At 71.2% G+C, this 21485-nt stretch carries 17 protein-coding genes; 8 read left to right on the forward strand and 9 right to left on the reverse strand.

Features of this window, described 5'->3' with window-relative positions:
• Positions 1 to 38: 38 nt before the first annotated feature.
• From JIAGA_RS0115450 to JIAGA_RS0115475, 6 genes are read right to left on the reverse strand one after another with little or no spacing between them, the layout of a single operon-like run.
• Complete coding sequence (locus JIAGA_RS0115450; protein ID WP_026876362.1) at positions 39 to 1169, reverse strand: NAD(P)/FAD-dependent oxidoreductase; 1131 nt, start codon at positions 1167 to 1169, stop codon at positions 39 to 41.
• Complete coding sequence (locus JIAGA_RS30070) at positions 1159 to 2283, reverse strand: ABC transporter ATP-binding protein (protein WP_051426146.1); 1125 nt, start codon at positions 2281 to 2283, stop codon at positions 1159 to 1161. Before JIAGA_RS30070 ends, JIAGA_RS0115450 begins: the two co-directional genes overlap by 11 nt.
• Complete coding sequence (locus JIAGA_RS0115460) at positions 2280 to 3296, reverse strand: ABC transporter ATP-binding protein (RefSeq protein WP_026876363.1); 1017 nt, start codon at positions 3294 to 3296, stop codon at positions 2280 to 2282. Before JIAGA_RS0115460 ends, JIAGA_RS30070 begins: the two co-directional genes overlap by 4 nt.
• 4 nt (positions 3297 to 3300) lie before the next feature.
• Positions 3301 to 4242, reverse strand: a complete 942-nt coding sequence (locus JIAGA_RS0115465; protein ID WP_026876364.1) for an ABC transporter permease — start codon at positions 4240 to 4242, stop codon at positions 3301 to 3303.
• A complete protein-coding gene (locus tag JIAGA_RS0115470) occupies positions 4239 to 5243 on the reverse strand; it encodes an ABC transporter permease (protein ID WP_026876365.1) in 1005 nt (334 codons plus the stop codon). The genes JIAGA_RS0115465 and JIAGA_RS0115470 overlap by 4 nt, the downstream gene beginning before the upstream one ends.
• Before the next feature lie 7 nt (positions 5244 to 5250).
• Entirely contained in the window at positions 5251 to 6918 is a 1668-nt protein-coding gene (locus tag JIAGA_RS0115475; protein ID WP_026876366.1) for an ABC transporter substrate-binding protein, read from the reverse strand.
• Between the two features lie 572 nt (positions 6919 to 7490).
• Between JIAGA_RS0115475 and JIAGA_RS30075 the strand changes: the two genes are divergently transcribed.
• The 4 genes from JIAGA_RS30075 (at position 7491) to JIAGA_RS0115495 (ending at position 12245) form a co-directional block, all read left to right on the forward strand.
• On the forward strand, positions 7491 to 9602 hold the full coding sequence (locus tag JIAGA_RS30075; RefSeq protein WP_051426147.1) for a metallopeptidase domain-containing protein: 2112 nt from the start codon (positions 7491 to 7493) through the stop codon (positions 9600 to 9602).
• A gap of 187 nt (positions 9603 to 9789) precedes the next feature.
• Positions 9790 to 10236 carry a hypothetical protein gene (locus tag JIAGA_RS34600; protein WP_026876367.1) on the forward strand — a complete coding sequence of 149 codons (447 nt, stop codon included), beginning with the start codon at positions 9790 to 9792 and terminating at the stop codon, positions 10234 to 10236.
• Positions 10233 to 10802, forward strand: coding sequence for a TlpA family protein disulfide reductase (locus JIAGA_RS0115490; protein ID WP_026876368.1), 570 nt, complete (start codon positions 10233 to 10235; stop codon positions 10800 to 10802). The genes JIAGA_RS34600 and JIAGA_RS0115490 overlap by 4 nt, the downstream gene beginning before the upstream one ends.
• A gap of 90 nt (positions 10803 to 10892) precedes the next feature.
• The gene (locus JIAGA_RS0115495) at positions 10893 to 12245 is read left to right on the forward strand and encodes a PucR family transcriptional regulator (protein WP_026876369.1); all 1353 of its coding nucleotides are present in this window, start codon (positions 10893 to 10895) and stop codon (positions 12243 to 12245) included.
• 73 nt (positions 12246 to 12318) lie between these two features.
• Here JIAGA_RS0115495 and JIAGA_RS30080 read toward each other — a convergent pair whose 3' ends face one another.
• Together JIAGA_RS30080 and JIAGA_RS0115505 are read right to left on the reverse strand one after the other, a co-directional pair.
• A complete protein-coding gene (locus JIAGA_RS30080) occupies positions 12319 to 14625 on the reverse strand; it encodes a M6 family metalloprotease domain-containing protein (RefSeq protein WP_051426148.1) in 2307 nt (768 codons plus the stop codon).
• Between the two features lie 266 nt (positions 14626 to 14891).
• Positions 14892 to 17006 (reverse strand): OmpL47-type beta-barrel domain-containing protein, encoded by a 2115-nt coding sequence (locus JIAGA_RS0115505; RefSeq protein ID WP_026876370.1) that lies wholly within the window; start codon positions 17004 to 17006, stop codon positions 14892 to 14894.
• 245 nt (positions 17007 to 17251) lie between these two features.
• On the opposite strand from JIAGA_RS0115505, the gene JIAGA_RS0115510 reads away from it, so the two are divergent.
• Entirely contained in the window at positions 17252 to 17632 is a 381-nt protein-coding gene (locus tag JIAGA_RS0115510; protein ID WP_026876371.1) for a PIN domain-containing protein, read from the forward strand.
• Positions 17633 to 17643: 11 nt separating this feature from the next.
• Here the strand turns inward: JIAGA_RS0115510 and JIAGA_RS0115515 are convergent, their stop codons facing one another.
• Entirely contained in the window at positions 17644 to 18186 is a 543-nt protein-coding gene (locus JIAGA_RS0115515; protein ID WP_026876372.1) for a methylated-DNA--[protein]-cysteine S-methyltransferase, read from the reverse strand.
• A 247-nt stretch (positions 18187 to 18433) separates the two neighbouring features.
• Here JIAGA_RS0115515 and JIAGA_RS30085 point away from each other — a divergent pair, with 247 nt between their 5' ends.
• The 3 genes from JIAGA_RS30085 to JIAGA_RS0115530 are packed head-to-tail and all read left to right on the forward strand — an operon-like array spanning position 18434 to position 21485.
• On the forward strand, positions 18434 to 19036 hold the full coding sequence (locus JIAGA_RS30085; RefSeq protein ID WP_051426149.1) for a biotin transporter BioY: 603 nt from the start codon (positions 18434 to 18436) through the stop codon (positions 19034 to 19036).
• Between the two features lie 8 nt (positions 19037 to 19044).
• The gene (locus JIAGA_RS0115525) at positions 19045 to 20331 is read left to right on the forward strand and encodes an AMP-binding protein (RefSeq protein ID WP_026876373.1); all 1287 of its coding nucleotides are present in this window, start codon (positions 19045 to 19047) and stop codon (positions 20329 to 20331) included.
• A complete protein-coding gene (locus JIAGA_RS0115530; protein ID WP_026876374.1) occupies positions 20328 to 21485 on the forward strand; it encodes a thiolase family protein in 1158 nt (385 codons plus the stop codon). The genes JIAGA_RS0115525 and JIAGA_RS0115530 overlap by 4 nt, the downstream gene beginning before the upstream one ends.

Here is a 21485-nt window from a genome sequence, read left to right on the forward strand (position 1 = left end):
GCATACTCGGCGCCGAGGCGCGCGCACCTCGGCAGTGCTCATGAGAAGCGCTCCGGGCGGAAGGGGGTGACGTCGAGGGACGGCTGCTGCCCGCCGATCAGCTCCGCGATCAGCACCCCGGTGCCCGCCGCGAGCCCGATGCCGGCACCCTCGTGACCGCAGGCGTGGAACAGTCCGGGGGCGCGCGGATCGGCACCGATCACCGGCAGGTGGTCCGGGCAGTACGGGCGGAAACCGCGGTAGGCGCGGATGACCTGCACGCCGGCCAGCACCGGGAACAGCTCGACCGCCCGAGCGGCGAGCGCCCGCAGCACGGGCACGGACAGCGTCCGGTCGTACCCGACCCGCTCGCGGCTCGAACCGATCAATACGGTGCCGGCCTGGGTGCCCTCGACCACCGGCGAGGTCTGCAGGGCGGCGTCGTCGCTGGCCACGTCGGAGACGTACTCCGCCGCGTACACCTTGTGCCGGATCAGCCGCGGCAGTGGTTCGGTGACCAGGATGAAACCGCGGCGGGGGAGCACCGGCACGTCGACGCCGGCCAGCGAGGCGATGTCGCCTCCCCAGGTGCCCGCCGCGTTGACGACGGCGCCGGCCGGGATGTCGCCCGCCGACGTCCGTACACCGGTGACGCGGTCGCCCGAACGCAGGAATCCGGTGACATCGACACCGGTGCGCACCGTGGCGCCGGAGCGGCACGCCGAGCGCAGCAGCCGCGCCGCCGCGAGCATCGGCTGCACCTGCGCGTCCTGCGGGTAGAGGACACCGCCGGCCATGGACGGGTTCAGGTGCGGTTCGTGCTCGGCCAGGTCCGCCGCCGGCACCACGACGGTCTCGACGCCGGCGGCCGCCTGCTCCGCGGCCAGGCCGGCCAGTGCGGCGAAGCCGGCCGCGGAGGAGGCGACGACGAGGCCGCCCTTCGGGTCGTACTCGAACCCGCCGACCTCGTGCCCGAGCGTGTGCCAGCGGCGCGCGGACAGCTGGGCCAGGTCGAGCTCCGCGCCCGGCGGCTTGTCCGAGACCAGGATGTTGCCCTCGCCGGCGCCGGTGGTGCCGCCGGCCACCGGCCCACGGTCGACGACGGTGACCGACAGCCCCGCCTGTGCGACGTGCCAGGCGATGGCAGCGCCGACGACGCCGGCGCCGATCACCACGACGTCAGCGGGCACCAGGAGGCCCTCCGGGAGTCAGACCGCCGGCCACGTGCGCTTCTGTCGTCTCGATGCTGCCGATGTCCTCGGACGCCGCCGACAGCGCGACCTCCTCGGGCTTCACCTCGTGCGGGGTGATCTTCCCCGCCCGGATGTCCTCGGCGAAGTGACAGGCCACCTTGTGCCCGCCGGGCAGCTCGCGCAACGCCGGCCGCTCGGTGTCGCAGCGGGTCTCCTGCTTCCACGGGCAGCGGGTGTGGAAACGGCAGCCGGCCGGCGGGTTCGCCGGCGACGGCAGATCGCCCTGCAGCAGGATGCGGCTGCGGGTCTCCTCGACGTTCGGGTCGGGCACCGGGACCGCGCTCATCAACGCCTTCGTGTATGGGTGCAGCGGCTCCCGGTACAGGTCGGCGGCCGGGGCCTGCTCCACGATGCCGCCGAGGTACATGACCGCGACCGTGGTGCTGATGTGCCGGACGACGGCGAGGTCGTGCGCGATGATCATATAGGTCAGGGAGAACCGCTCCTGCAGTTCCTTCAACAGGTTGATGACCTGCGCCTGGATCGACACGTCCAGTGCCGACACCGGCTCGTCGGCGATGATCATGGCCGGGTTGAGCGCCAGCGCGCGGGCGATGCCCAGCCGCTGCCGCTGCCCGCCGGAGAACTCGTGAGGGTAGCGGTGCACCACCGAGGCCGACAGCCCGACCACGTCGAGCAGCTCCCGGATCCGCCGGGCGTGCCCGGTCGGGCCGCCGGGCTCCTTGTGCGCCCGCAGCGGCTCGGTGAGCAGTGACTCCACACTCTGCCGCGGGTCGAGACTGGCCATCGGGTCCTGGAACACCATCTGGAACTGCCGGCGCACGGCACGCAGTTTGCGCTCGCTGAGCGCCAGCAGATCCTGGCCGTCGAGCGTGACCGAGCCCTTGGTCGGCTCGATCAGCCGCATCACCGCGCGGCCGAGGGTGGACTTGCCGCACCCGGACTCGCCCACCAGGCCGAACGTCGTTCCGGCCTCGATGTCGAGGTCGACGCCGTCGACGGCCTTGACCGCGCCCACGGTGCGCTGGAACAGAGTCCCGGACTTGATGGGGAAGTGGACCTCGAGGTCGCGGACTTCGAGCAGACTCACCGGGCCACGTTCCCTTCGTCGACGAGCAGATCCTGGCCGACCGGCCGCACGCAGCGCACGGCATGACTGTCCAGCGGGGAGCCGAGCTCGGCCACCGGCGGCGGGCCGGCCAGGCAGGCGTCGACCGCCCGGTCGCAGCGCGGCTGGAACGCGCAGCCGCGCTCCCACGCCACCGTGTCGCGCGCGGATCCCGGAATGGTGTGCAGCAACTGCGACGGGTCGTCGTCGTCGATCCGGGGGATCGACTGGAGCAGCCCGTCGGTGTACGGGTGCGACGGCCGGCCGAACAGCTCCTTCGTCCGTGCCGACTCCACGATCCGCCCCGAGTACATGACGTGCACCGTGTCGCAGAGACCCGCCACCACGCCCAGGTCGTGAGTGATCATGATGAGTCCGCAGCCGGACTCCGCGACCAGCGTGCGCAGGAGGTCCAGGATCTGTGCCTGGATGGTGACGTCGAGCGCCGTCGTCGGCTCGTCGGCGATGAGGAGCTTCGGCCGGCAGGCGATCGCGATGGCGATCATGACCCGCTGCCGCATACCGCCGGACAGCTGGTGCGGGTACTCACCGAGCCGGCGCACCGGGTCCGGGATGCCGACGCGGCGCAGCAACTGCTCGGCCTCGGCCTTCGCCTCGCCCTTGGCCAGCCCGGCGTGCCGGGTGAGCACCTCGGTGAGCTGCCGGCCGATCGTGACCACCGGGTTCAGCGAGGTCATCGGGTCCTGGAAGATCATCGCCACGTCGCGGCCGCGGACGTCGCGCAGGTCGCGCTGGGCCATCGAGGTCAGCTCGTTGCCGTCCAGCGTGACCGTGCCGGTCCGTTGCGCACCTCGCGCCGGCAGCAGGCCCATCACGGCCAGCGACGTGACCGACTTGCCCGAGCCGGACTCGCCGACGATGCCGACCGACTGGCCGGCGTCGACGTCGAAGGTGACGCCGTCGACGGCGCGCACTGTCCGCTGGCCGGAACGGGTGAACGTGACCGAGAGGTCGCGCACTTCGAGCAGGCTCATGTCGTCACCGCCGGAACTTCGGGTCGAGGGCCTCGCGCAGCGACTCGCCGACCAGCGTGAAGCCGAGGGCGGCCAGCACGATGGCCAGGCCCGGATAGATCGCCAGCATCGGCGACGACGTCAGGGTGTCCTGCGCGTCGGTGAGCATGCGGCCCCACTCGGGCGCGGACGGGTCGCTGCCGGACAGGCCGAGGAAGGCCAGGCCCGCTGCCTCGACGATCGCCAGCGCCAGCGTGAGCGTGCCCTGCACCAGCACCGGGGTGAACGAGTTCGGCAGCACGTGCCGGAATACGATGGCCGCGCGGGAGATGCCCAGTGACCGCGCCGCCAGCACGTAGTCGGCGCCGCGCTGCCCGAGCATCTCGCCGCGGAGCAGCCGGGCGAAGATCGGCACGTTCACCACGGCGATCGCGATCATCACCGACGTCAGGCTCTGGCCGAGCATCGCCGCGACGGCGATGGCGAACAGCAGGCCCGGCACCGAGAGCATGATGTCGACGATCCGCATGACGACGGTGTCGACCCAGCCGCCGAATGCGCCGGCCAGGATGCCGAGCGCGATGCCGGCCGCGGCGCCCAGCGCCAGTGCCACCACGCCGATCAGCAGCGACTGGCGCGCACCGTAGATGATGCGCGAGAACACGTCGCGGCCGAGCGGGTCGATGCCCAGCCAGTGCTCCGCCGACGGCCCGGGATAGACACCTGGGCGCACCTGGTCGAGCCAGGAGTTGTCGGTGGGGGAGTACGGCGCGATCCACGGCGCGAAGATCGCAACCAGCACGAAGATCGCGATGAGGACCATGCCCACCACGGCCATCGGGTTGCGGAACAGCCGGTGGACGGCCTCCCGGCTGAGGCTGCGCGGCGGGCGCGCCTTCTCGGTGGGATCGGTTTCGGCGGAGCCGGCCGGAACCGGCCCTTCCGCCATCACGTCGCTGGTGGTCATGACACCCTCACCCGCGGATCGAGCAGCCCGTAGACCAGGTCCACGATCATGTTGACGATGACGTAGATCACGGCGATGACCAGGATGAACCCCTGAATGGTCGGGAAATCGCGCTGGACGATGCCGTCGGCCATGAACTTGCCGACTCCGGCGAACGCGAACACCGTCTCGGTGAGCACCGCCCCGGCCAGCATGACACCCAGCTGCAGCCCGATCACCGTCGTGACCGGCAGCATGGAGTTCTTGAGCACGTGCCGCCGGGTGATGGTCCCGGGCAGCAGGCCCTTGGCTTCGGCGGTGCGGACGTAATCCTCGTTGACGACGTTCAGGACCGAGGCCCGGGTGATGCGCACGATCACCGCCAGCGGGATGGACGACAGTGCCACCGCCGGCAGGATCAGATGCTGGATGGCGTCCCAGCTGGCGCCCAGGTTGCCGGTGACGATGCCGTCGAGCACGTAGAAGCCGGTGGGATGCTCGGACCGTGACCGCGGATCTGACCGGCCGGCGGTGGGCAGCCAGCCCAGCTCGACCGCGAAGACGTACTTGAGGATGTAGGCGAGGAAGAAGATCGGGATGGTTACGCCGAGCAGCGAGCCGGACACCACCACGGAGTCGACCCACGACCCGTAACGGCGGGCGGCCAGGTACCCGAGCGGGATCCCCACGCACACCGCGATGAGCAGCGCGGCGAACGCGAGCTCGATGGTGGCGGGGAATCGTCGCACCATCTCCTCGACGACCGGCTGGCCGGTCTGCAGCGACGCGCCGAAGTCCAGCCGGACCGCCCGCCCCAGGAACTGCAGGTACTGCTCCCAGAGCGGGCGGTCCAGGCCGAGCTGTGACTCGATCGCCGCGACCGCCTCCGGGGTGGCTCGCTCGCCGAGCAACGCGTAGGCCGGGCCACCGGGAAGGGCCCGGACCCACGCGAACAGCAGGACCGACAGGCCCAGCAGGATCGGCACGAGCAGCGCGAGCCGCCGGACGATGAATCGCAGCACGTGACGGTCAGCCCTCGATGTCGACGAGCTTGAAGTACTCCAGGCTCACCGGCGACGGGGTGTAGCCGGTGATGTGTCCGGCGACGGCCAGCAGCGGCTGGTTGTGCACGAACGGCACGCCCGGGATGTACTCGTACAGGAGCTGGTTGATCTCTTCGTACAGCGCTTCCCGCTCCGCTTGGTCGGTCAGGCTGAGCGCCTCGTTCAACTTCGCCTGGATGTTCTGGTCTGCGAAGCCGAACTCGGGCCGGTCCTGCCGGAAGAAGGTGCCGACGAAGTTGTCCGGGTCGGCGTAGTCACCGGTCCAGCCGAGCAGGTGGAGCTGGCCGAGCCCGTCGCCCTGGATGTTCTGCAGGTAGTCCGGCGTCCACGGGACGGTCTTCGGGACGATGGTGAAGCCGACGGCCTGCAGGTCGGCGGCGAACGACTCGTATACGGCCTGCGGGTCCGGCATGTACGGCCGGGACACGTCGGCGGGGTACCAGAACTCCAGCGTCAGGTCGGTCTCGCCGGACTGCGCGATGAGATCGCGAGCCAGGTCGGGGTCGTACTCGTAGCCCTCGATGCTGTCGTTGTAGCCCCACTGGTCCGGCGGGAGGAACTGGTTGGCGACGACGGCACCCTCCGGGTACGCGGCGTCGAGGAGGCCCTGCCGGTTCAGTGCGTGCGAGATGGCCTGCCGGATGAGCGGGTTCTGCAGTAGCGGGACCTTGTTGTTGAAGCCGACGTAGCCGACGTTGAAGGCCGGCCGCTCGAGGACCTGGGACCCGCCGGACTCCAGCGCGCCGATGTCCGCGGCGTTGACGCCTTCGTACGCGTCGATCTCGCCGTTCTGCAGGGCCTGCAGGCGAGCCGTCGGGTCCGGGATGGACCGGAAGATGATCTCGTCCAGCGCTGGGGCGTCGCCCCAGTAGTCCTCGTTGCGCTCGAGGACGAGACTCTCACCGCGGTCCCAGCTGACGAACTGGAACGGGCCGGTGCCGGCGACGACCTCACTGCCGAAGCCGCCGGTGTATGAGAAGGAGTCCCCAGTGGCCTCGATGTCGGTGCCGCCCTCTTCGATGGCCTTCGGGCTGGCGATGGAGAACGCCGGCAGCACGAGGCCGGCCAGCAGCGCCGACGAGGGCTCGGTGAGGTGCAGCGTCGCGGTGAGCTCGTCAGTGACCTCACAGGACTGGTACCGGCTGGTGTCGGGGGCGGAGTCGATCTCCTTGGTGGCGAAGCCACCGAACACCGTCTGCCAGTAGTACGTGACGTCACCGCTCTGCGCCGGGCCGGTGAAGTTGTACCAGCGGTCGAAGTTGTAGCAGACCGCTTCGGCGTTGAGCGGTTCCCCGTCGTGGAACGTGACGCCGTCTCGCAGCTGGAAGGTGTAGGTGAGGCCGTCGGGGCTGATCTCCCACTCCTCGGCCAGCCCGGGTGCCACCTCGGTGGTGCCGGGCTCCAGGGCGACCAGGGTCTCGTAGACCTGGAAGATCACCCGGAACGATTCGCCGTCCGACACATAGGCCGCGTCCAGCGTCTTGGGGTCCTCGGACGCACCGAAGACGAAGGTCTTCGGGTCGCCGGAACCTGCGCCGGAGTCGTCGCCGGAATCCTCACCCCCGCAGGCTGCGACCAGCCCGACGGCAGCGGTGAGGGCGACGAGTCGCCCGACGTTGCGGTGCACACGCATGGGTCCTCCTTGGTTCGACGTGCGACAAGGCCGAGGGGGCGGTCTGTTGTCGGTGCCGGTGTGACCGGCGCTTCGACCGGGACGTACCGTGTCGACCGGAACGTACCGTCGCCGTGATGCCGGGCACGGGCAGGTACCCGTGGTCTCCGAGCGCCACAGACGACACATTTACCATCAGAGACGACTCAGTGCGATGTGCTATTGCACTACTGTGTCCTAATCGTAACGCGGTGGATTTCCTCCGACTTGTCCGTTCTTGAGAATGGATCTCGGGGTAGTGGCATAGTGCCAGGAACCCCTTGTTCTACGTGAACTGTGACAGTACAATGTCACCCTCGTCGTTCATTCAGGCTCGTTCCGCACATCCTCCTCGATGCTCCGGCCGGTCGGGCGTGTCCGCAGCGCGCTCGACCGGCCGGATGAGCGGCGGTGCCCGTGCGGACGCGTCCGCCGGGGGCGCGCGGCACCGTTACCACTTCGGCATGCTGAGGGTGGTGACGAGATATGTGCAATGTCGTATTTTATCGCCAACGAAGTGCTGTCCGCCCCCGGGCAGCGCGTGAGGAGAGCGCATGCGCATGAGGCTGAAGACCACTCGGCGACGAGGGGCGGCCGGCGTCGCGGCACTGGCCGTGTCGGCCCTCGTCATCGGCACCGCCGGCGCCGGCCAGGCCGCCCCGCCGGACTTCGAAGTCGCCCCGATCGACCCACAGAGCTGGCAGAACCAGTACGACATGACGTGGGACGACTGGACCGACATTCCCGGCACCGAATGGAACGACCCCGACGTCAAGCCCAGCGATCGCGGGCTGCGCATCGCGCTCGTCGCGGTGGACTTCCCAGACCAGCCGTTCGTCATCACGCAGCCGAAGCAGAGCGACCTGTTCGGGAACCCGCAGATCGACCCGATTTCGCGCGACGAAGTGCCGCAGTTCTACCACGACTTCTACATGATCCCGAACGAGCACAACCGTGGCCGCACCATCCACGAGTACTGGATGGAGCAGAGCCGCGGGAAGCTCGGCGTGAGCGAGATGGACGTGTTCGGTGCCTACCAGGTGCCGCGCAACCTGTTCGAGTACGGCCTCAACGAATGGGGGCAGCAGTCCGCCTGTCCCGAGGGCTTCACCTGTAACGGCAACCTCGACCGCGACGTCGACACGGTCTGGCAGGCCGACCTGGCCGAGAAGGGCATCCCGTGCCCCGACAGCCGGTGCGGCTACGACGTCATCCTGCGGGTCTACGCCGGCTACGACGAGACCAGCATCTGGCAGGAATACGGCGAGATGATGTTCAACACCAAGGAGGACATCCCCGACGAGTGGGGTCCCCCGGAGTGGGTCGACCCGGACAACGAGATGCCGAACTGGGCACCCACCCGCTACGTCGAGTGGACCTCCTGGCGCGCGGCCGCACAGCAGTGGGGCCTGTCGTCCATCCGCCAGGCGGAGAGTTCGGGCACCATCACGCACGAGATGGGGCACTTCTTCTTCCGCATCGGCGACAACAACAACAACCCGTTCACGGACCGGCAGAACCCGCCGCAGCCGTTCCACCGGGTGGGGTCGGCGCCCTGGGACATGATGGACCGCGGCTCGTTCAACGGCCCCGGTGGTCATCACATGCGCTGGGTGGTGCCCCCGAACATGGGCGGGTGGTCCCCGTCCGGCCTGATGGTCCGCAACAAGATCCACGCGGGCATCCTGCCGAAGGAGAACGTCCTCGACGTCAACCGGGAGGCGCTGGCCGAGACCGGTGTCGTCGTCGACACCGTCACCGCGCGGGCCGTCGACCCCGGCCCCGAAGGCACCTCCGCGGTCAAGGTGCGCCTGGACGGCGAGGGCCGGCCGGACCGCACGCCGGACTGTGACATCAACACCGACCCGTTCTGTCACGGCAACACCGGCTGGGACCACTACACGATGGAAGTGGTCGACCAGATGGGCTTCGACTCGTTCAACCCGGACAGCGGCGTGATCATCGCCAAGAACAAGACGAACGAGGACCGCAACAACACCTGCGGTTACAACTGCTTCAACTGGGTCATCGACGCCAACCCCGACGACATCGGCCTGGTCGACTACTACCGTCCTGACGGAACCCCCGTCATGGCGACCATCGCCGACCACCGGCAGCTCAACGACGCCGCCTTCCACGCCGGGCTGAACTCCGGGTCGGAGTACGAGTACGTCGACGAGGCGAACCGGCTGCACTTCTACGTCGTCGACCTCGAGCGCGACGACGAGGGCGTGCTCTCCTACACGCTGGCGGTCCGGTCGCTTGACGGATCCGGCGAGCAGGAGCGCGGGGTCGGGCTGGGCGACGCCGAGGTCGAAGGGCTGCGCACCAGCCAGGCCGCGCAGTGCACCTTCCCGCTCACCAACACCGGCGAGGCCGCGGCGAACACCGCCGGCCACACCAGCGACGTCACCGGGAAGCTCGACAGCGACGTCTACCGGCTCGCCGTCGACTCCAGCGGCAAGGGCTGGACGGCGCAGCTCGACAACGCGCTGACCACCGCCGGCGCCGGCGAGACGGTCGAGGTCCCGGTGTACGTCACCCGGGAGCCGACCGCCGCGCGTGACACCACGGTCACTCTCACCGCGACCTCCGAGAGCGACCCGTCGGCCACTCAGCAGGTCACCTGCACCGTGGCCGTGAAGGACACCAACCCCCGGCGCTGACCTCGCCGGTCCCTTCCCGAAGGCCGGCCCGGGCCCGTCCGACGACGGGCCCGGGCCGGCCGCGAAGGAGACATGCCGATGAGAACCAAGGATGGATCCCGCCGTTCGTCTCGCACCGCACGTCACGCCTTCGCCGCCGCGACCCGCCCTGGCTGCCGGCACCCCGTCGCCTGAGGAGGACACCCCTGTGCGCGCTCTGCTTCGCCGCTCCGGCTGGCTGACGGCGGCCCTGGCGGTCGCCGTCGTGGCCGGCTGTTCCGACGCCGGTGAGACCGGCTCCGACGCGGGCGCCGTCGTGCGGGTGCTGGTCGCCGACGGCAATCTGCGCTCGCTCGGCGAACCATGCAACGGCGCGGGCGCGTTCCGCTCGGTGCACGCCGAGGCCGGCTTCGTCATCGAGGACGCCGACGGGGTCGAGGTGGCCCACGGCGTCCTGCCCGGCGGGACCGCGGCGAAACTCATGGATGTCGATTTCCGCGAGGGGATGCGGCAGCCGACCATGTGCGTCATGGAAGTCGAGGTCGACGGCCTCACCGCGGCCGAGGGCCATCAGTTCGTCGTCGGCGACGGGTTCAGCGCACCCATCGAGGCCACCGACGATGCCGGAATCCTGGGAGAGGTGTTGGTCTCGTGAACCGCAGCGGAGTCGGCGCGCGCGCCGTCGTGGCCCTCGGAATGACCGTCGGCCTGGTGCTCGGGTTGGGCGGGTGTTCGTCGGACGACGACGCCGTTGCCTTCGAGCTGCCCGGGGCCGTGCCCGCCGACGTCCAGTTCGTCGACGCCCCCGCCACGGCGCCGCCGGCACCGGACTTCGAGGTCGAGCTCCTGGACGGCTCGACGCTCGACATCGCCGAGCAGTGGGACGAGCGCCCGGTCGTCCTCGTGTTCTTCGAGTCGTGGTGCGAGCTGTGTGCGAACCAGCAGGACGACATCACCGCGGTGAGCGAGGAGTTCCGCGATTCGGTGCTGGTGGTCGGGATCGGCAACCGGACCAGCGTCGACGACGCCACCGCCTACCTGCGTGAGCACGACATCACCTACCCGATCGGCCTGGACGCCGACGGGGAGATCTGGCGCCGCTACGGAGTCGACGAACCACCCCTGGTGGCGCTGATCGCCAAGGGCGGACAGCTGGTACGCGGCTGGCCCGGCGGCGTCGACGACCTCGGCGCGCAGCTCCGCGAGTTCGTCGTCGAATGACCTGCGGCGATCACACGGGTGCCGCGCACGGATAGGAGCGCTGGCCCAACGGATGACCACGGGGACCGAACGGCGGTAGCGGAGGCGACAGTGGAACTCACGACGCAGCAGATCCTGGAGAACCTGGCCCGGCGCGTCGGCCGGCCCGCCGTGCTCGAGGACCGGTTCATGCGGCTCATCGCCTACAGTGCCCACGACACGCTGCTGGACGGCGTGCGAGAAGACTCCATTCTGCGCCGGCACGCGTCGGCGCAGGTCCGCCACTGGTTGAAGGAGTTCGCGCTGCCGACGCTGCGGCGCCCGCTCCGGCTGCCCGGGAACCCGGGGCTGAACATGCTTCCCCGCGTGTGCGTGCCGGTGCTGCGCCGGGGCAAGCTCCTCGGGCACGTGTGGTTCATCGACCACGACAGCTCCATGACCTCATCCGAGGTGGACCTGTGCGTTCAGGGCGCCATCGAGCTGGCCGAGCGGCTGCACCGGGAAAGCGTCGCCAGTTCCTTCTCGTCCGCTCGGCTGGCCGATGCCATGCACCTGCTGCTGAGCGACTCGCCGATGCGGGCGAAGGCCGCGCGCAGCCTCACCGACGCCGGCTACGTCTCCGCCGACGACGGCGTGGTCGCGGTGGTGCTCCAGGGCGTGCCCGGGCCCCGTGGCGCCGCCGTCGACATCGAGGACGCGCTGGCTCAGACGGTCGCCGACGTCCGCCGCGTGCTGCGCCGCGGCCAGCTCCTCGACCTGATCCGCCGGGACCACGGCGTGCTGCTGTTGTCCTGCGACGCCACTGACGACGCCGGGGCGGTGGGCCGCGGCCGCGTGTCGGGGGACCGGGACCTCGGCGAACGGGTGGACCGGATCGTCGAACTGGCCCGCGCCGCCGTGTCCGCCAGCAGCGGCGCGCCGGCCTCCGTCGTCGTCGGTGTCGGCGGCCGCCGCGACGACCTGGAAGACGCGTACGCGTCGTTCCGGGAGGCCCGCATGTCCGCCGACGCCGCCCGTCTGCTGCCCGGCCTCGGCGACGTCGTGCGGTGGTCCGAGCTGGGGATCCACCAGATCGTCGTCAAACTGGCGTCCCTGGGCGAGGACGTACCGACCGTCCACGCCGGCCTCGCCAACCTACTCGACGACCCGGACGCCCTGCCGCTGCTGGAAACGCTGGAGACGTACCTCGACGTGGCCGGCAACGCCCAGCTCACCGCCGAGCGGCTCAACCTGCACCGCACATCGCTCTACTACCGCCTGCAACGGCTCGAGCAGCTCGCGCACACCAACCTCAAGAGCGGCGCCGAACGCCTGGCGCTGCATCTGTCCCTCAAGGTGGCCCGGATGACCGGCCAATACGCACCCCGCCGCCCCGTCCACGCCGACGACACCGCCGAGACGGCCCTACCGGCCTCCCAGCGCCCCCACAACGTGCACCCCTTCCCGGCAGTCGCCTCCCGCTGAGCCCATGATCATCGGCGATCGACCCCGTCATGACGTGGTCGATCGCCGATGATCACCGGGCGGGTCGTTCGTCCTAGTCGCGCAGGTCCTCGGTCACGGAGACGAGCGCCGCGCTCACCAGGTCGCGGGCACCGGTGTCCGCGAGGTCGGACGCGAGCTCGCTGAACCGGTCCAGGGCCCGCTCGGCCTGCCGGCCGGAGGACCGGGCGGCGATGTCGAGCTGGGCCTTCATCCGCTGGTACTCGCCCTGGCCGAGGAAGCCGTCGGCCCGATAGGAGGCCAGGAGGGCATCCGTGGCCTCGAACGAGGCGTCCACCGCGGCCTCGCCGAGCTCGACCTCGATGGTGACGGTCGCGGTCGGGTCGGTCTCGCTGGTCGCGGTGATGGTGAGGGTCGCCGACTCCGAGGCGTCCTCGCCCGCGGTGGCGTACGCCCACACCGGGACCGTAGCGCCGGCTGCGGCCGCACGCACCTCGTACGGCAGCGACACCTCCCAGCCGGAGCCGGACACCGTCGACGTGATCCGGTACACGTCGGAGGCGAAGAGGCCGGTGCCGGCCTCGCCGCTGTTCGTCAGCGGGACGTTGACCAGTGCGGTCGAGTCGCCGACGGCGTACGTGGCGGCGTCGCCGAGGCTGACGTCACGGGTGTACGGGCCGGCGGCGTCGGTGTTGCGGACCGCGACGTCGTAGAACAGCACGCCGTCGGCGTCCCGGTAGGTGTCCAGGACGTAGAAGTGCAGCTTGTTCGGGGCGTCCAGGTACTCGTACTCGCTGTCGGAAGCGGTCCCGGCGTGGAACGTCGCGTCGTCCAGCTGGCGCGGGTCGCCCTTGACGACGGGGACCGGCTCACCACCGGGCTCGGTGTCGTTGCCCGGACGGTAGAAGTCGATGCGGTCGATGTCCTCCGGGTTCGCGTCGACCAGCCACACCCGCGGGCTGCTGGTGTTGCGGGCCTGGGCGAGCAGGACGCCGTGGCCGGCGACGAACGAGTCGTTGCCGACCCGGTCGACGACCTCCATGGTGAACTTCGTCCAGTTGGCGGCCGGCGTGCAGAAGAACGGGTCGTCCACGCGTGCTTCGCACGTCCCGGTCTCGAACGGGGAGTCCAGCTCGACGTTCAGGCCGACCATGTCGCCGTCTGGAACGGAGGAGCGTGCCTTCAGCGGGGTCACGGCGACGCCCTGCTCGGCGAGGGCAGCGCGGGTGATGTCGACGTACTCGCCCTCCTGCACGACACCGAGCCGCGCGTTGCCGACCGTCTTGAAGTGCAGCGTGTGGTGCGGGCCGAGCGCCGACCCACCGGCATTCGGCACCTGCCAGCGGTTGTGGGTGCCGCCGGGGCCGTTGAACGAACCGCGGCTCATCATCTCCCAGTAACCGGTGCGGTTGCGCCCTTCCGCGGGGTTGAACGGGTTGTTGTAGTTGTCCGGAAGCCCGCGCAGGTGGCTGAACTCGTGCGCGAACACGCTCAGTCCCGAATTCTCCGCCTGAGTCGACGTGCCGCCGCCGGCGTTCGGCCAGTGGTTCGCGGCCGACTGCCACGACGTCCACGGGACGTACCGGGTGGGCACGGCGTTCGGGATCGGGTTGCCGGCGGCGTTCAGCACCGGGCCCTCGGTGGCTCCGGGCGGGCCGAACTCGGCGGGGACGTCCGCGGGGGTGCGGAACATCATCTCGCCGAACTCCTGCCAGGTGGACGTCTCGTCGTGGCCGGCCGTCACGTAGAAGCCGTTGTCGAACCCGCACAGCCCGCCGGTCTCGCAGCCGATGTCGGCGTGCCAGAGTGCGCTGCCGTCGGTACGGACGTTCTTGTTGCAGGAGTCGCCGGCCGGGCAGATGGAGTTCGGCCCGGTCGCCGGAGCGTGCGACTGCGCGCCGTACTCGTGCAGCTTGCCGGGCAGCGTGTACGGGCCGAACACCTCGACCGTGACGCCGATGCGGCCGTGGCTGGTCTCCATCCAGTAGCCGTGCAGTGTCTGACCCTGGTTGTACTCGTTCGGGACCGCGTAGTAGTCGTAGTACCACTGGTTGACGTCTTCGGGCGCCACCGGCTTCCAGGGCGCCAGCGGGTTGCCGAACGGGTGCGACTCCGGGTCCTGGGTGATCAGGAACGCCTGGTCCTCGTAGTCCAGCAGGATCACCGCGGTGCGGTACTGGCTTTCCGACCCCTGGCTGGTGGTGTCGCTGTTCCACTCCTCCGGCCGGATCGGCGTGTAGTCGTCCCAGGTCATCTCGGCCTGGTCCGTCCACTGCTGCTCGTCGACCGGGACGATCGGACCCGCGGCGGCGTCCTCGACGACGCCGTCCTGCGCGGCGGCGCTCACCATGCCCGCCGATGCGGAGAGGGCCAGCGCCGCCACACCGACGACACCTCTCATCCGCCAGGCCTTGACTCTGCGCGAGGACCGTTGACTCGTCGCCACGTCGCACCCTCCCCAACTCGGTGCCGGGCGGAGGTCTCCGGCCCGGTCCGGCGACCGTAGGGCGGCGGCCGCTGCGCGGTCACCGGACATGTGCATGGACATCTCCGGCTTTCATCGGACATCTGTCGATCCGGCGCTGTGGCGTCATTCGGCCCGGATGTGGCGGAGCCGCCGCCGGGTGGGGTCACCTCACACCCGGCGGCGGCTCAGCTGTGTGCGGCTCAGTCGCCGCGGCCGCGGTTGACGATCGTGATCGTGCGCGTCGCCTCGGTGTTGTCGTTCACGTCGTTCGAGCGGTACTCGATCGTGCGCTCGCCCGGTCCGACGACCCGGAACGGCCCGGTGTAGGTCACCCACCGGCCGCCATCGATCCGGTACATCGTCCGGTCGACGCCGGAGCCCCACGAGTCATCGGCTGTGAGGGTCACCGTGGGGTTCACGTACGAGCCGTTGCGAGCCGGACGCTGGTTGAGCAGCAGCTGCGTGGTGGGCGCGTCCACCTCGATCGAGCGCAGCGCCGTCGCCAGGTCCGGCAGCGGGCCGATGTGCTCGCTGGTGTTCGTGGTCTGCGGCCGTCCGGTGGACCGCAGCAGCCCGGTGATCTGCTCCGTCGTCCACGGTCCGAGTCCCACCGATGTCACGTACGACTGCACGGCGACGACGGCGTTGGTGACGATGGGGCCGGCGCCGGAGGTGCCGCTGAACGACCGCGAATAGGACCGGTTGTGGTCGTCGCCGTTCGGGCCGCAGTACACGTTGCAGTAGCCGGTGGTGTAGATGTCCTGACCCCAGCCCTGCAGGTCGAACCGCTGGCCGTAGTTGGAGAAGCTGAGCCGTGCCCTCGCCGGGTCGGTGGCGCGCAACCCGCTGCCGCCGGCGCCCACGAAGATCGAACCCGAGTGCCGGACCGCCGGGTCGAACCACGCCACTCCGTCGCGGGTGTACATCGGGTCGTCGGTGTTGGTGTTGCCGTTGCCGCCGGTCAGGACGACGTTGGCGCCCATCGCCGTCAGGACCTGGTTGGCCTCGAAAACCGCCGGGATCCATTCCAGCGGCGCGTACCGGCTGCCGCCCAGCGGGCTCGCGGTCTGCTGCTCCAGGACCAGCGCGTCACCGGGCTGGACGAACGGCTGGCCGTTCTCGTCCTGCAACGTGGCGACGAACGCCAGCGCCGGGCCGGGCCGCCACGACGTGCGGCCGTTGCCGAGGTCCTCGACCGGCGAGATGCCGTACATCTCGACGTCCGGCACGCCGCCGACCACGCCGAAGCCGTTGTCGCGGGCCATGATCTCGCCGAAGACGGCGGTGCCGTGGTCGTCGCCGAACGTCTCGATGCGCACGAACCGGCCCTGGCCGACGTCGCTGGACCAGTCCAGCTGCAGGTCCTCGTGGAACGGGTTCCAGTTGTACTCGAGGTCGATGACCTTGATGCCGGCGCCGCGCACCCGTGCGTCCTCGCGGACCAGCTCCGCGTCGATGCCGTTGTGCGTGTCCGCCGGGCGCAGGTAGCCCTGCAGCGGGCTGAAGTCCGGCGTGGGCTCCGCGGGCGGCGGGGCCGGTTCCGGCGACGGGTAAGCGTAGACAATCTCCGGCAGTGCGGTGAGCTCGGCCAGGACGGCGTCGACGTCGGCGTCCGCGGGCAGCAGCGCGGTGTACCAGGAGGCCAGGTCCGGGACCGGGGCGGCGCTGCGGGTGCGGGCCTGGGCGGTGGCGGCGGCGAGGTTTGTGGCCTGGGCCGCCTCGACGAACGGAATGAGAGCGTTCACACCGTGCCGGTCGAGGACGTCGGTGACGGCGTCCAGGCTCCGGCCGCTGGTGCTGCGCAGTGTCGCCGCGCTGTCGCCGCGGACCCGGTGACCCTCGGCGAACTTGATCTCCAGGCTCACCTCCGGTCGCACGGACGCGGCGCCGCCCAGGGAGGCGCCGTCGTCGGTGTTCGCCGCGACGTCCAGTGCCGCGGTGGCCGGGTCGAGGTCTCCACCGGCGGCGAGCTCCTCCTTGTCGACGTGCAGGACGAGATCGTCGGCGCCGTCGCCGTCGACGTCGTTGACGTGGCTGATCACGGCGTCGGACTCGGACCGGGCGGGCCGGACGCCGTCGCCGACGGTGACGGAGTCGAGGTCGATCTCCGTGACGTCCACGGCGGGCGAGCCGTGCAGCGTCACCGGGAGCAGGCCGGGGCCGGCCAGGTTCACGGCGTTGCCGGCCAGCCCGGCGGACACGTCAAGCGGTGTCGCAGGATCGGCCGGTCCGGCTTGCGCCGGGGTCGCCATCAGGGCATACCCGGCGAGCGCGACGGCGCCCACCGCCACCCCGGCCTTGAGACGTCGGGTCATGGACGGTCCTCCTTGTCACGGATGCGGTGCATGGCAGTGGACGTGACGGGACGTGATGATCAGGTGAATGTAGGCAAACCAGGAGGATCGGTCACCGGTCAGGTGTCTGAACTCGGGCCGCTGCGTAGCGACATCTGTCCAGTGGGCGGTTTCCTTGCCTTGGCACGCGAAATCGCCGTTCCTGCGCCCGGAATGTCACGATTACTGCGACGACATCGCGTACCAATGCGCCTGCGCGGGCCGCCTTGAAGCTGCTCGCGGATGAAGACCACTCGAAGGCATTCGCCGAGTTCTATGACTCGAACGCCGCGGCGTCCTGGGTCAGTTCGGCGTTACTGCGCATCGAGGTCGTCCGTGCCGTGTCCCGCGTGCTTCCGGCGGCACTTCCGGATGCGCGCGAGCTGCTGACAGCGTTCGACTTCATCGCCATCGACGACGAGATCGTTGATGGGGCGATGAACGAGCCCGATCGGCGGCTCCGGTCGCTCGACGCCATTCATCTGGCCACCGCGCGCGTGCTCGACATAGATCTCGATGCGCTGGTGACGTACGACGACCGTCTTGCCGCTGCCGCCGGCGACGCAGGCCTGGCAGTGCTGCGTCCTGGGCTTGACGAGCGTGGGTGATGACGTAGGCGTTAGGTGGTCAGGCGGGCCGGGTTCCAGTCGAACGTGGGCGGCAAGACGCCTTCCAGGGTGAGCAGCCAGCGCTTGACCTCAAGGCCGTTGCCGCCCGACCCGCCGCTGTAGCCGCCGAGGCCGTCGTGGGCCAGCACCCGGTGGCAGGGCACCACGATGGGGATGGGGTTGGCGCCCATGATGCCGCCGATGCCGCGGGCCGGGACGCCGGTGCCGCTGCGGGCGGCCAGCTCGCCGTAGGTGACCGAGGCGCCGTAGCCGACCGTGTGGTGCAGCGTGCCCAGCACGGTGCGGGCCGAGCCGGTGACGTGACGCCAGTCGATGGGCACGTCGAAGTGCTGCCGCTGCCCGGCGAAGTACTCGGCCAGCTGGGTGAGCACCGGTGCGGTGCGGTCGCTGTCGTCGACCACGGGCAGCCGGGACCGGCCGGTCAGCCCGGCCGGCACGCCCCAGCCCAGCGAGGCCAGCCCGGCCCGGGTGACCGCGACCGCCAGCGGCCCGACCGGGGTGTCGAGCCCGCCGACGGCCACGTCATCGCTCATGCCGCCATTCTGCCGCCGCCCACCGACACAGTCGGTGTGTCCACCGACGGGGCACCCGACTTGGCATGGCGGTGCGGCGTTGTGGAGGATCACCAAGACGCGGCTGCCGCGATGGTGCGATGTGCCGACTATGTCCCGGAGTGGTTCGTCGGTCAGAGTTGACGGGGCCGGCGCGGACAGCGGGCCCGCCGCTACGGCGGTCGGCGAGATCGGACGGACCCGGTGGCCCGTCATGACAGGAGGGTCGATGGCGCGTTCGACGGATGGCCGGTCCAGGCTCCTGGCCGGTGACCTGGCACGGATCGCGGCGTTCGCCGCGTTCATCGCGGTGCTGGGGCTGCCCGGATCGTTCAGCCTGTTCGGCAACGCCGTCCCGGTGACGCTGCAGTCCATGGGGCCGCTGCTGGCCGGTGCCATCCTCGGCGCCAGGCGCGGCGCGCTGTCGGTGCTCCTGCTCCTGGGGCTGGTGGCGGTGGGGCTGCCGCTGCTGGCCGGCGGCCGGGGCGGGCTGGGCGTGTTCGCCGGCCCGTCGGTGGGCTACCTGATCGGGTGGGTGGCATCCGCCGTCGTCGTGGGGCTGATCGTGGAGCGCTCCGGGCGCCGGCCGGGAACTCACTGGGTGATGGCGGCCTGCCTGCTCGGTTCGGCTCTGTCGCTGGCCATCGGGATCCCGGTGCAGGCCGCTGTCACCGGTGTGCCGCTGGCCGAGACGTTCCGGCTCTCGCTGGTGTTCGTCCCCGGCGACGCCGCGAAGTCCGTCATCGCCGCGCTCGTCGCGGCGGGTGCGCAGCGCGCTTACCCCGCGGCCGCACCGGCGGTGTGGCGTGAGCGCGTCGACGGCAGGTCCTGACGGTTCCGATGCCGATCGCTCGCGAGGTCCAGGCGCACGCCGCCGCCCAGCCCCGGCGCGTCGCCGTCCGCTGTGACGGCGTGAGCCGGACCTACGCGCAGTTGGCCCGTGACGCCGAACACCGCGCCGCCGACCACGCCCGCGCGACACCCGGCCGGCTCGTCCCGCTCACGTCCGCGGATCCGATCGACCTGGTGACCGGCGTGCTGGCCGCTGACCTGGCCGGTGCGGTGCCAGTGGTGTGCGACCCCGGCTGGGACCCGGACCATCGCCGGACGGTGCTCGGCGCGCTGCCGCCGACGGTGCCGGGCGCGGCCGAGCACGATCTCGCGTGGGCCGGGTTCACCTCCGGCAGCACCGGCCGGCCGCGCGCCGTCGTCCGCAGCCGCGCCTCGTGGACCGGCAGCTACGCCCCACTGACCCGACTCACCGGCGTCACCGGCGACGACACCGTGCTGGTTCCTGGGCCGCTGGCGTCGTCGCTCTACGCGTTCGCGGCGCTGCACACGCTGGCGCTGGGCGCGACGCTGGTGCTCACGCCCGGGTGGTCGCCGCGGTTCCTGCGGGCGGAACTGCCCGGCGCCGACGTCGTCCACCTCGTCCCGCACGCGCTGGAGACGGCGGTCCGGGCCGGCCGCGGCCGGTTGCGCACCGCTGTCGTCGGTGGGGCGGCACTACAACCCGCCCTGCGGGAGCGCGCTGACGCCGTCGGTGTCGGTATCGTCGCGTACTACGGCGCGGCCGAGCTGTCGTTCGTCGCCGTCGACCCCGACGGGTCCGGGATGCGGCCGTTCCCCGGTGTGGAGGTCGACGTGCGGCCGCCGGGCGAGGTGTGGGTGCGGTCGCCGTGGGTCGCGCACGGCTACCTGGGCTCGGCCGGCCCACTGCGCCGCGACGACGCCGGCTGGGCGACCGTCGGCGACCTCGCCGACGCCGGCACGACGAGGCTACGGCTGCGCGGACGCGGCGACGGCGCCGTGCTGACCGGCGGCGCCACCGTCGTCCCCGAAGACGTCGAGGCGGTACTGGCGGACGTGCCCGGGGTGGCGGGCGTGGTCGTCGTGGGCGTGCCACACGACGCCCTGGGATCGGTGGTGGCGGCCGTCGTCGAGGGCACCACGGTGCGACGGCGCTCCCTCGAGGCAGCTGCTCGTGCGGGGCTGGCACCAGCGCAACGTCCGCGCCGCTGGTACGCCGTCGACCAGCTGCCCCGTACCGCCGCGGGCAAGCCGGACCGGGCGCTGATCGGCGCCGGGGTGGCCGCCGGTACGCTCGCGGCCCGGTCGGTGCCATGAGCGCACCCGTCGTCGTCGCGGCCCGGCGCACGCCCATCGGCACCGCCGGCAGGGCGTTCGGCGACGTGACCGTCGACCGGCTGGTCACCCCCGTCCTCGCCGCGGCCGTCGACGACGTCTGGCCGCTCTCGGCGGCACGTGGCGTCGACGACGTCGTGCTCGGCAACTGCCTGGGCCCTGGCGGCAACATCGCCCGCGTGGCGGCACTGTCGGCCGGGCTCGGGGAGGCCGTGCCGGGCGTGACCGTGGACCGGCAGTGCGGCAGCGGACTGGCCGCCATCCTGCTGGCCGGGCAGGCGATCCGCGCCGGTGACGCGCGCCTGGTGCTGGCCGGCGGGGCGGAGAGCGCGTCCACCGCGCCGCAACGCTCGCACCTGGTGGCTCCGGACGGCGGTGCCACCGGTCCGTACGACCGGGCACCGTTCACCCCGCCGGAGTTCGGCGACCCCGACATGGGTGCCGCTGCCGACGCGCTGGCACGAGCCCGCGGTATCACCCGCGAGCGGCAGGACGCCTACGCCGCCGCGAGCCACGCCAAGGCGCTGGCGGCACGCGACGCCGGCCGGTTCGACGCCGAGCTCGTCCCGCTCGGCGACGTCACCGCCGACGACCGCCCGCGCCCGCTGAAACCGGCCGTGCTGGCCCGGATGCCCGCGGCGTTCGTCCCCCGCGGCACGGTGACGGCGGGCAACTCCTGCCCGAACAGCGACGGCGCCGCGGTCGTGGCGCTGGTTTCCGACGGGCTGCGTGGTAGCCGCCCGGGGTTGCGGCTGGTGGCCGGCGCCGTCGTCGGCTGCGATCCGCGGCTGCCCGGCTGGGGGCCGGTGCCCGCCGTGCGCCGGACGCTGCGTGATGCGGGGGTGGCGCTGCGCGACGTGGCGGCAGTCGAGATCGTGGAGGCGTTCGCGGGACAGGTGCTGGCGGTCACCGACGCGCTCGGCCTCGACCCGCTGGGCCGCGACGCCGGCGTCGTCTGCGCCGACGGCGGTGCGCTGGCGCTGGGCCATCCGTGGGGCGCATCGGGGGCGGTCGTCGTCGTGCGGCTGTTCGGCCGGCTGGTCCGCGGCGGAGCACCAGCGGGGACGTTAGGGCTGGCCACCGCCGCCATCGGCGGCGGGATGGGCGTGGCCGGGCTGTTCGAGGTGGTCCGGTGA

Origin of the sequence: Jiangella gansuensis DSM 44835 (assembly GCF_000515395.1) — a bacterium.
In the GTDB taxonomy this organism is placed as follows: domain Bacteria; phylum Actinomycetota; class Actinomycetes; order Jiangellales; family Jiangellaceae; genus Jiangella; species Jiangella gansuensis.

Excerpts from the sequence above, each read along its gene's own strand:
- JIAGA_RS0115460 (WP_026876363.1), bottom strand. The coding sequence starts at position 3,296 with ATGAGCCTGCTCGAAGTGCGCGACCTCTCGGTCACGTTCACCCGTTCC.
- JIAGA_RS0115465 (WP_026876364.1), bottom strand. The coding sequence starts at position 4,242 with ATGACCACCAGCGACGTGATGGCGGAAGGGCCGGTTCCGGCCGGCTCC.
- JIAGA_RS0115475 (WP_026876366.1), bottom strand. The coding sequence starts at position 6,918 with ATGCGTGTGCACCGCAACGTCGGGCGACTCGTCGCCCTCACCGCTGCC.
- JIAGA_RS30075 (WP_051426147.1), top strand. The coding sequence starts at position 7,491 with ATGCGCATGAGGCTGAAGACCACTCGGCGACGAGGGGCGGCCGGCGTC.
- JIAGA_RS30080 (WP_051426148.1), bottom strand. The coding sequence starts at position 14,625 with ATGAGAGGTGTCGTCGGTGTGGCGGCGCTGGCCCTCTCCGCATCGGCG.
- JIAGA_RS0115505 (WP_026876370.1), bottom strand. The coding sequence starts at position 17,006 with ATGACCCGACGTCTCAAGGCCGGGGTGGCGGTGGGCGCCGTCGCGCTC.
- JIAGA_RS0115515 (WP_026876372.1), bottom strand. The coding sequence starts at position 18,186 with ATGAGCGATGACGTGGCCGTCGGCGGGCTCGACACCCCGGTCGGGCCG.
- JIAGA_RS30085 (WP_051426149.1), top strand. The coding sequence starts at position 18,434 with ATGGCGCGTTCGACGGATGGCCGGTCCAGGCTCCTGGCCGGTGACCTG.
- JIAGA_RS0115525 (WP_026876373.1), top strand. The coding sequence starts at position 19,045 with ATGCCGATCGCTCGCGAGGTCCAGGCGCACGCCGCCGCCCAGCCCCGG.
- JIAGA_RS0115530 (WP_026876374.1), top strand. The coding sequence starts at position 20,328 with ATGAGCGCACCCGTCGTCGTCGCGGCCCGGCGCACGCCCATCGGCACC.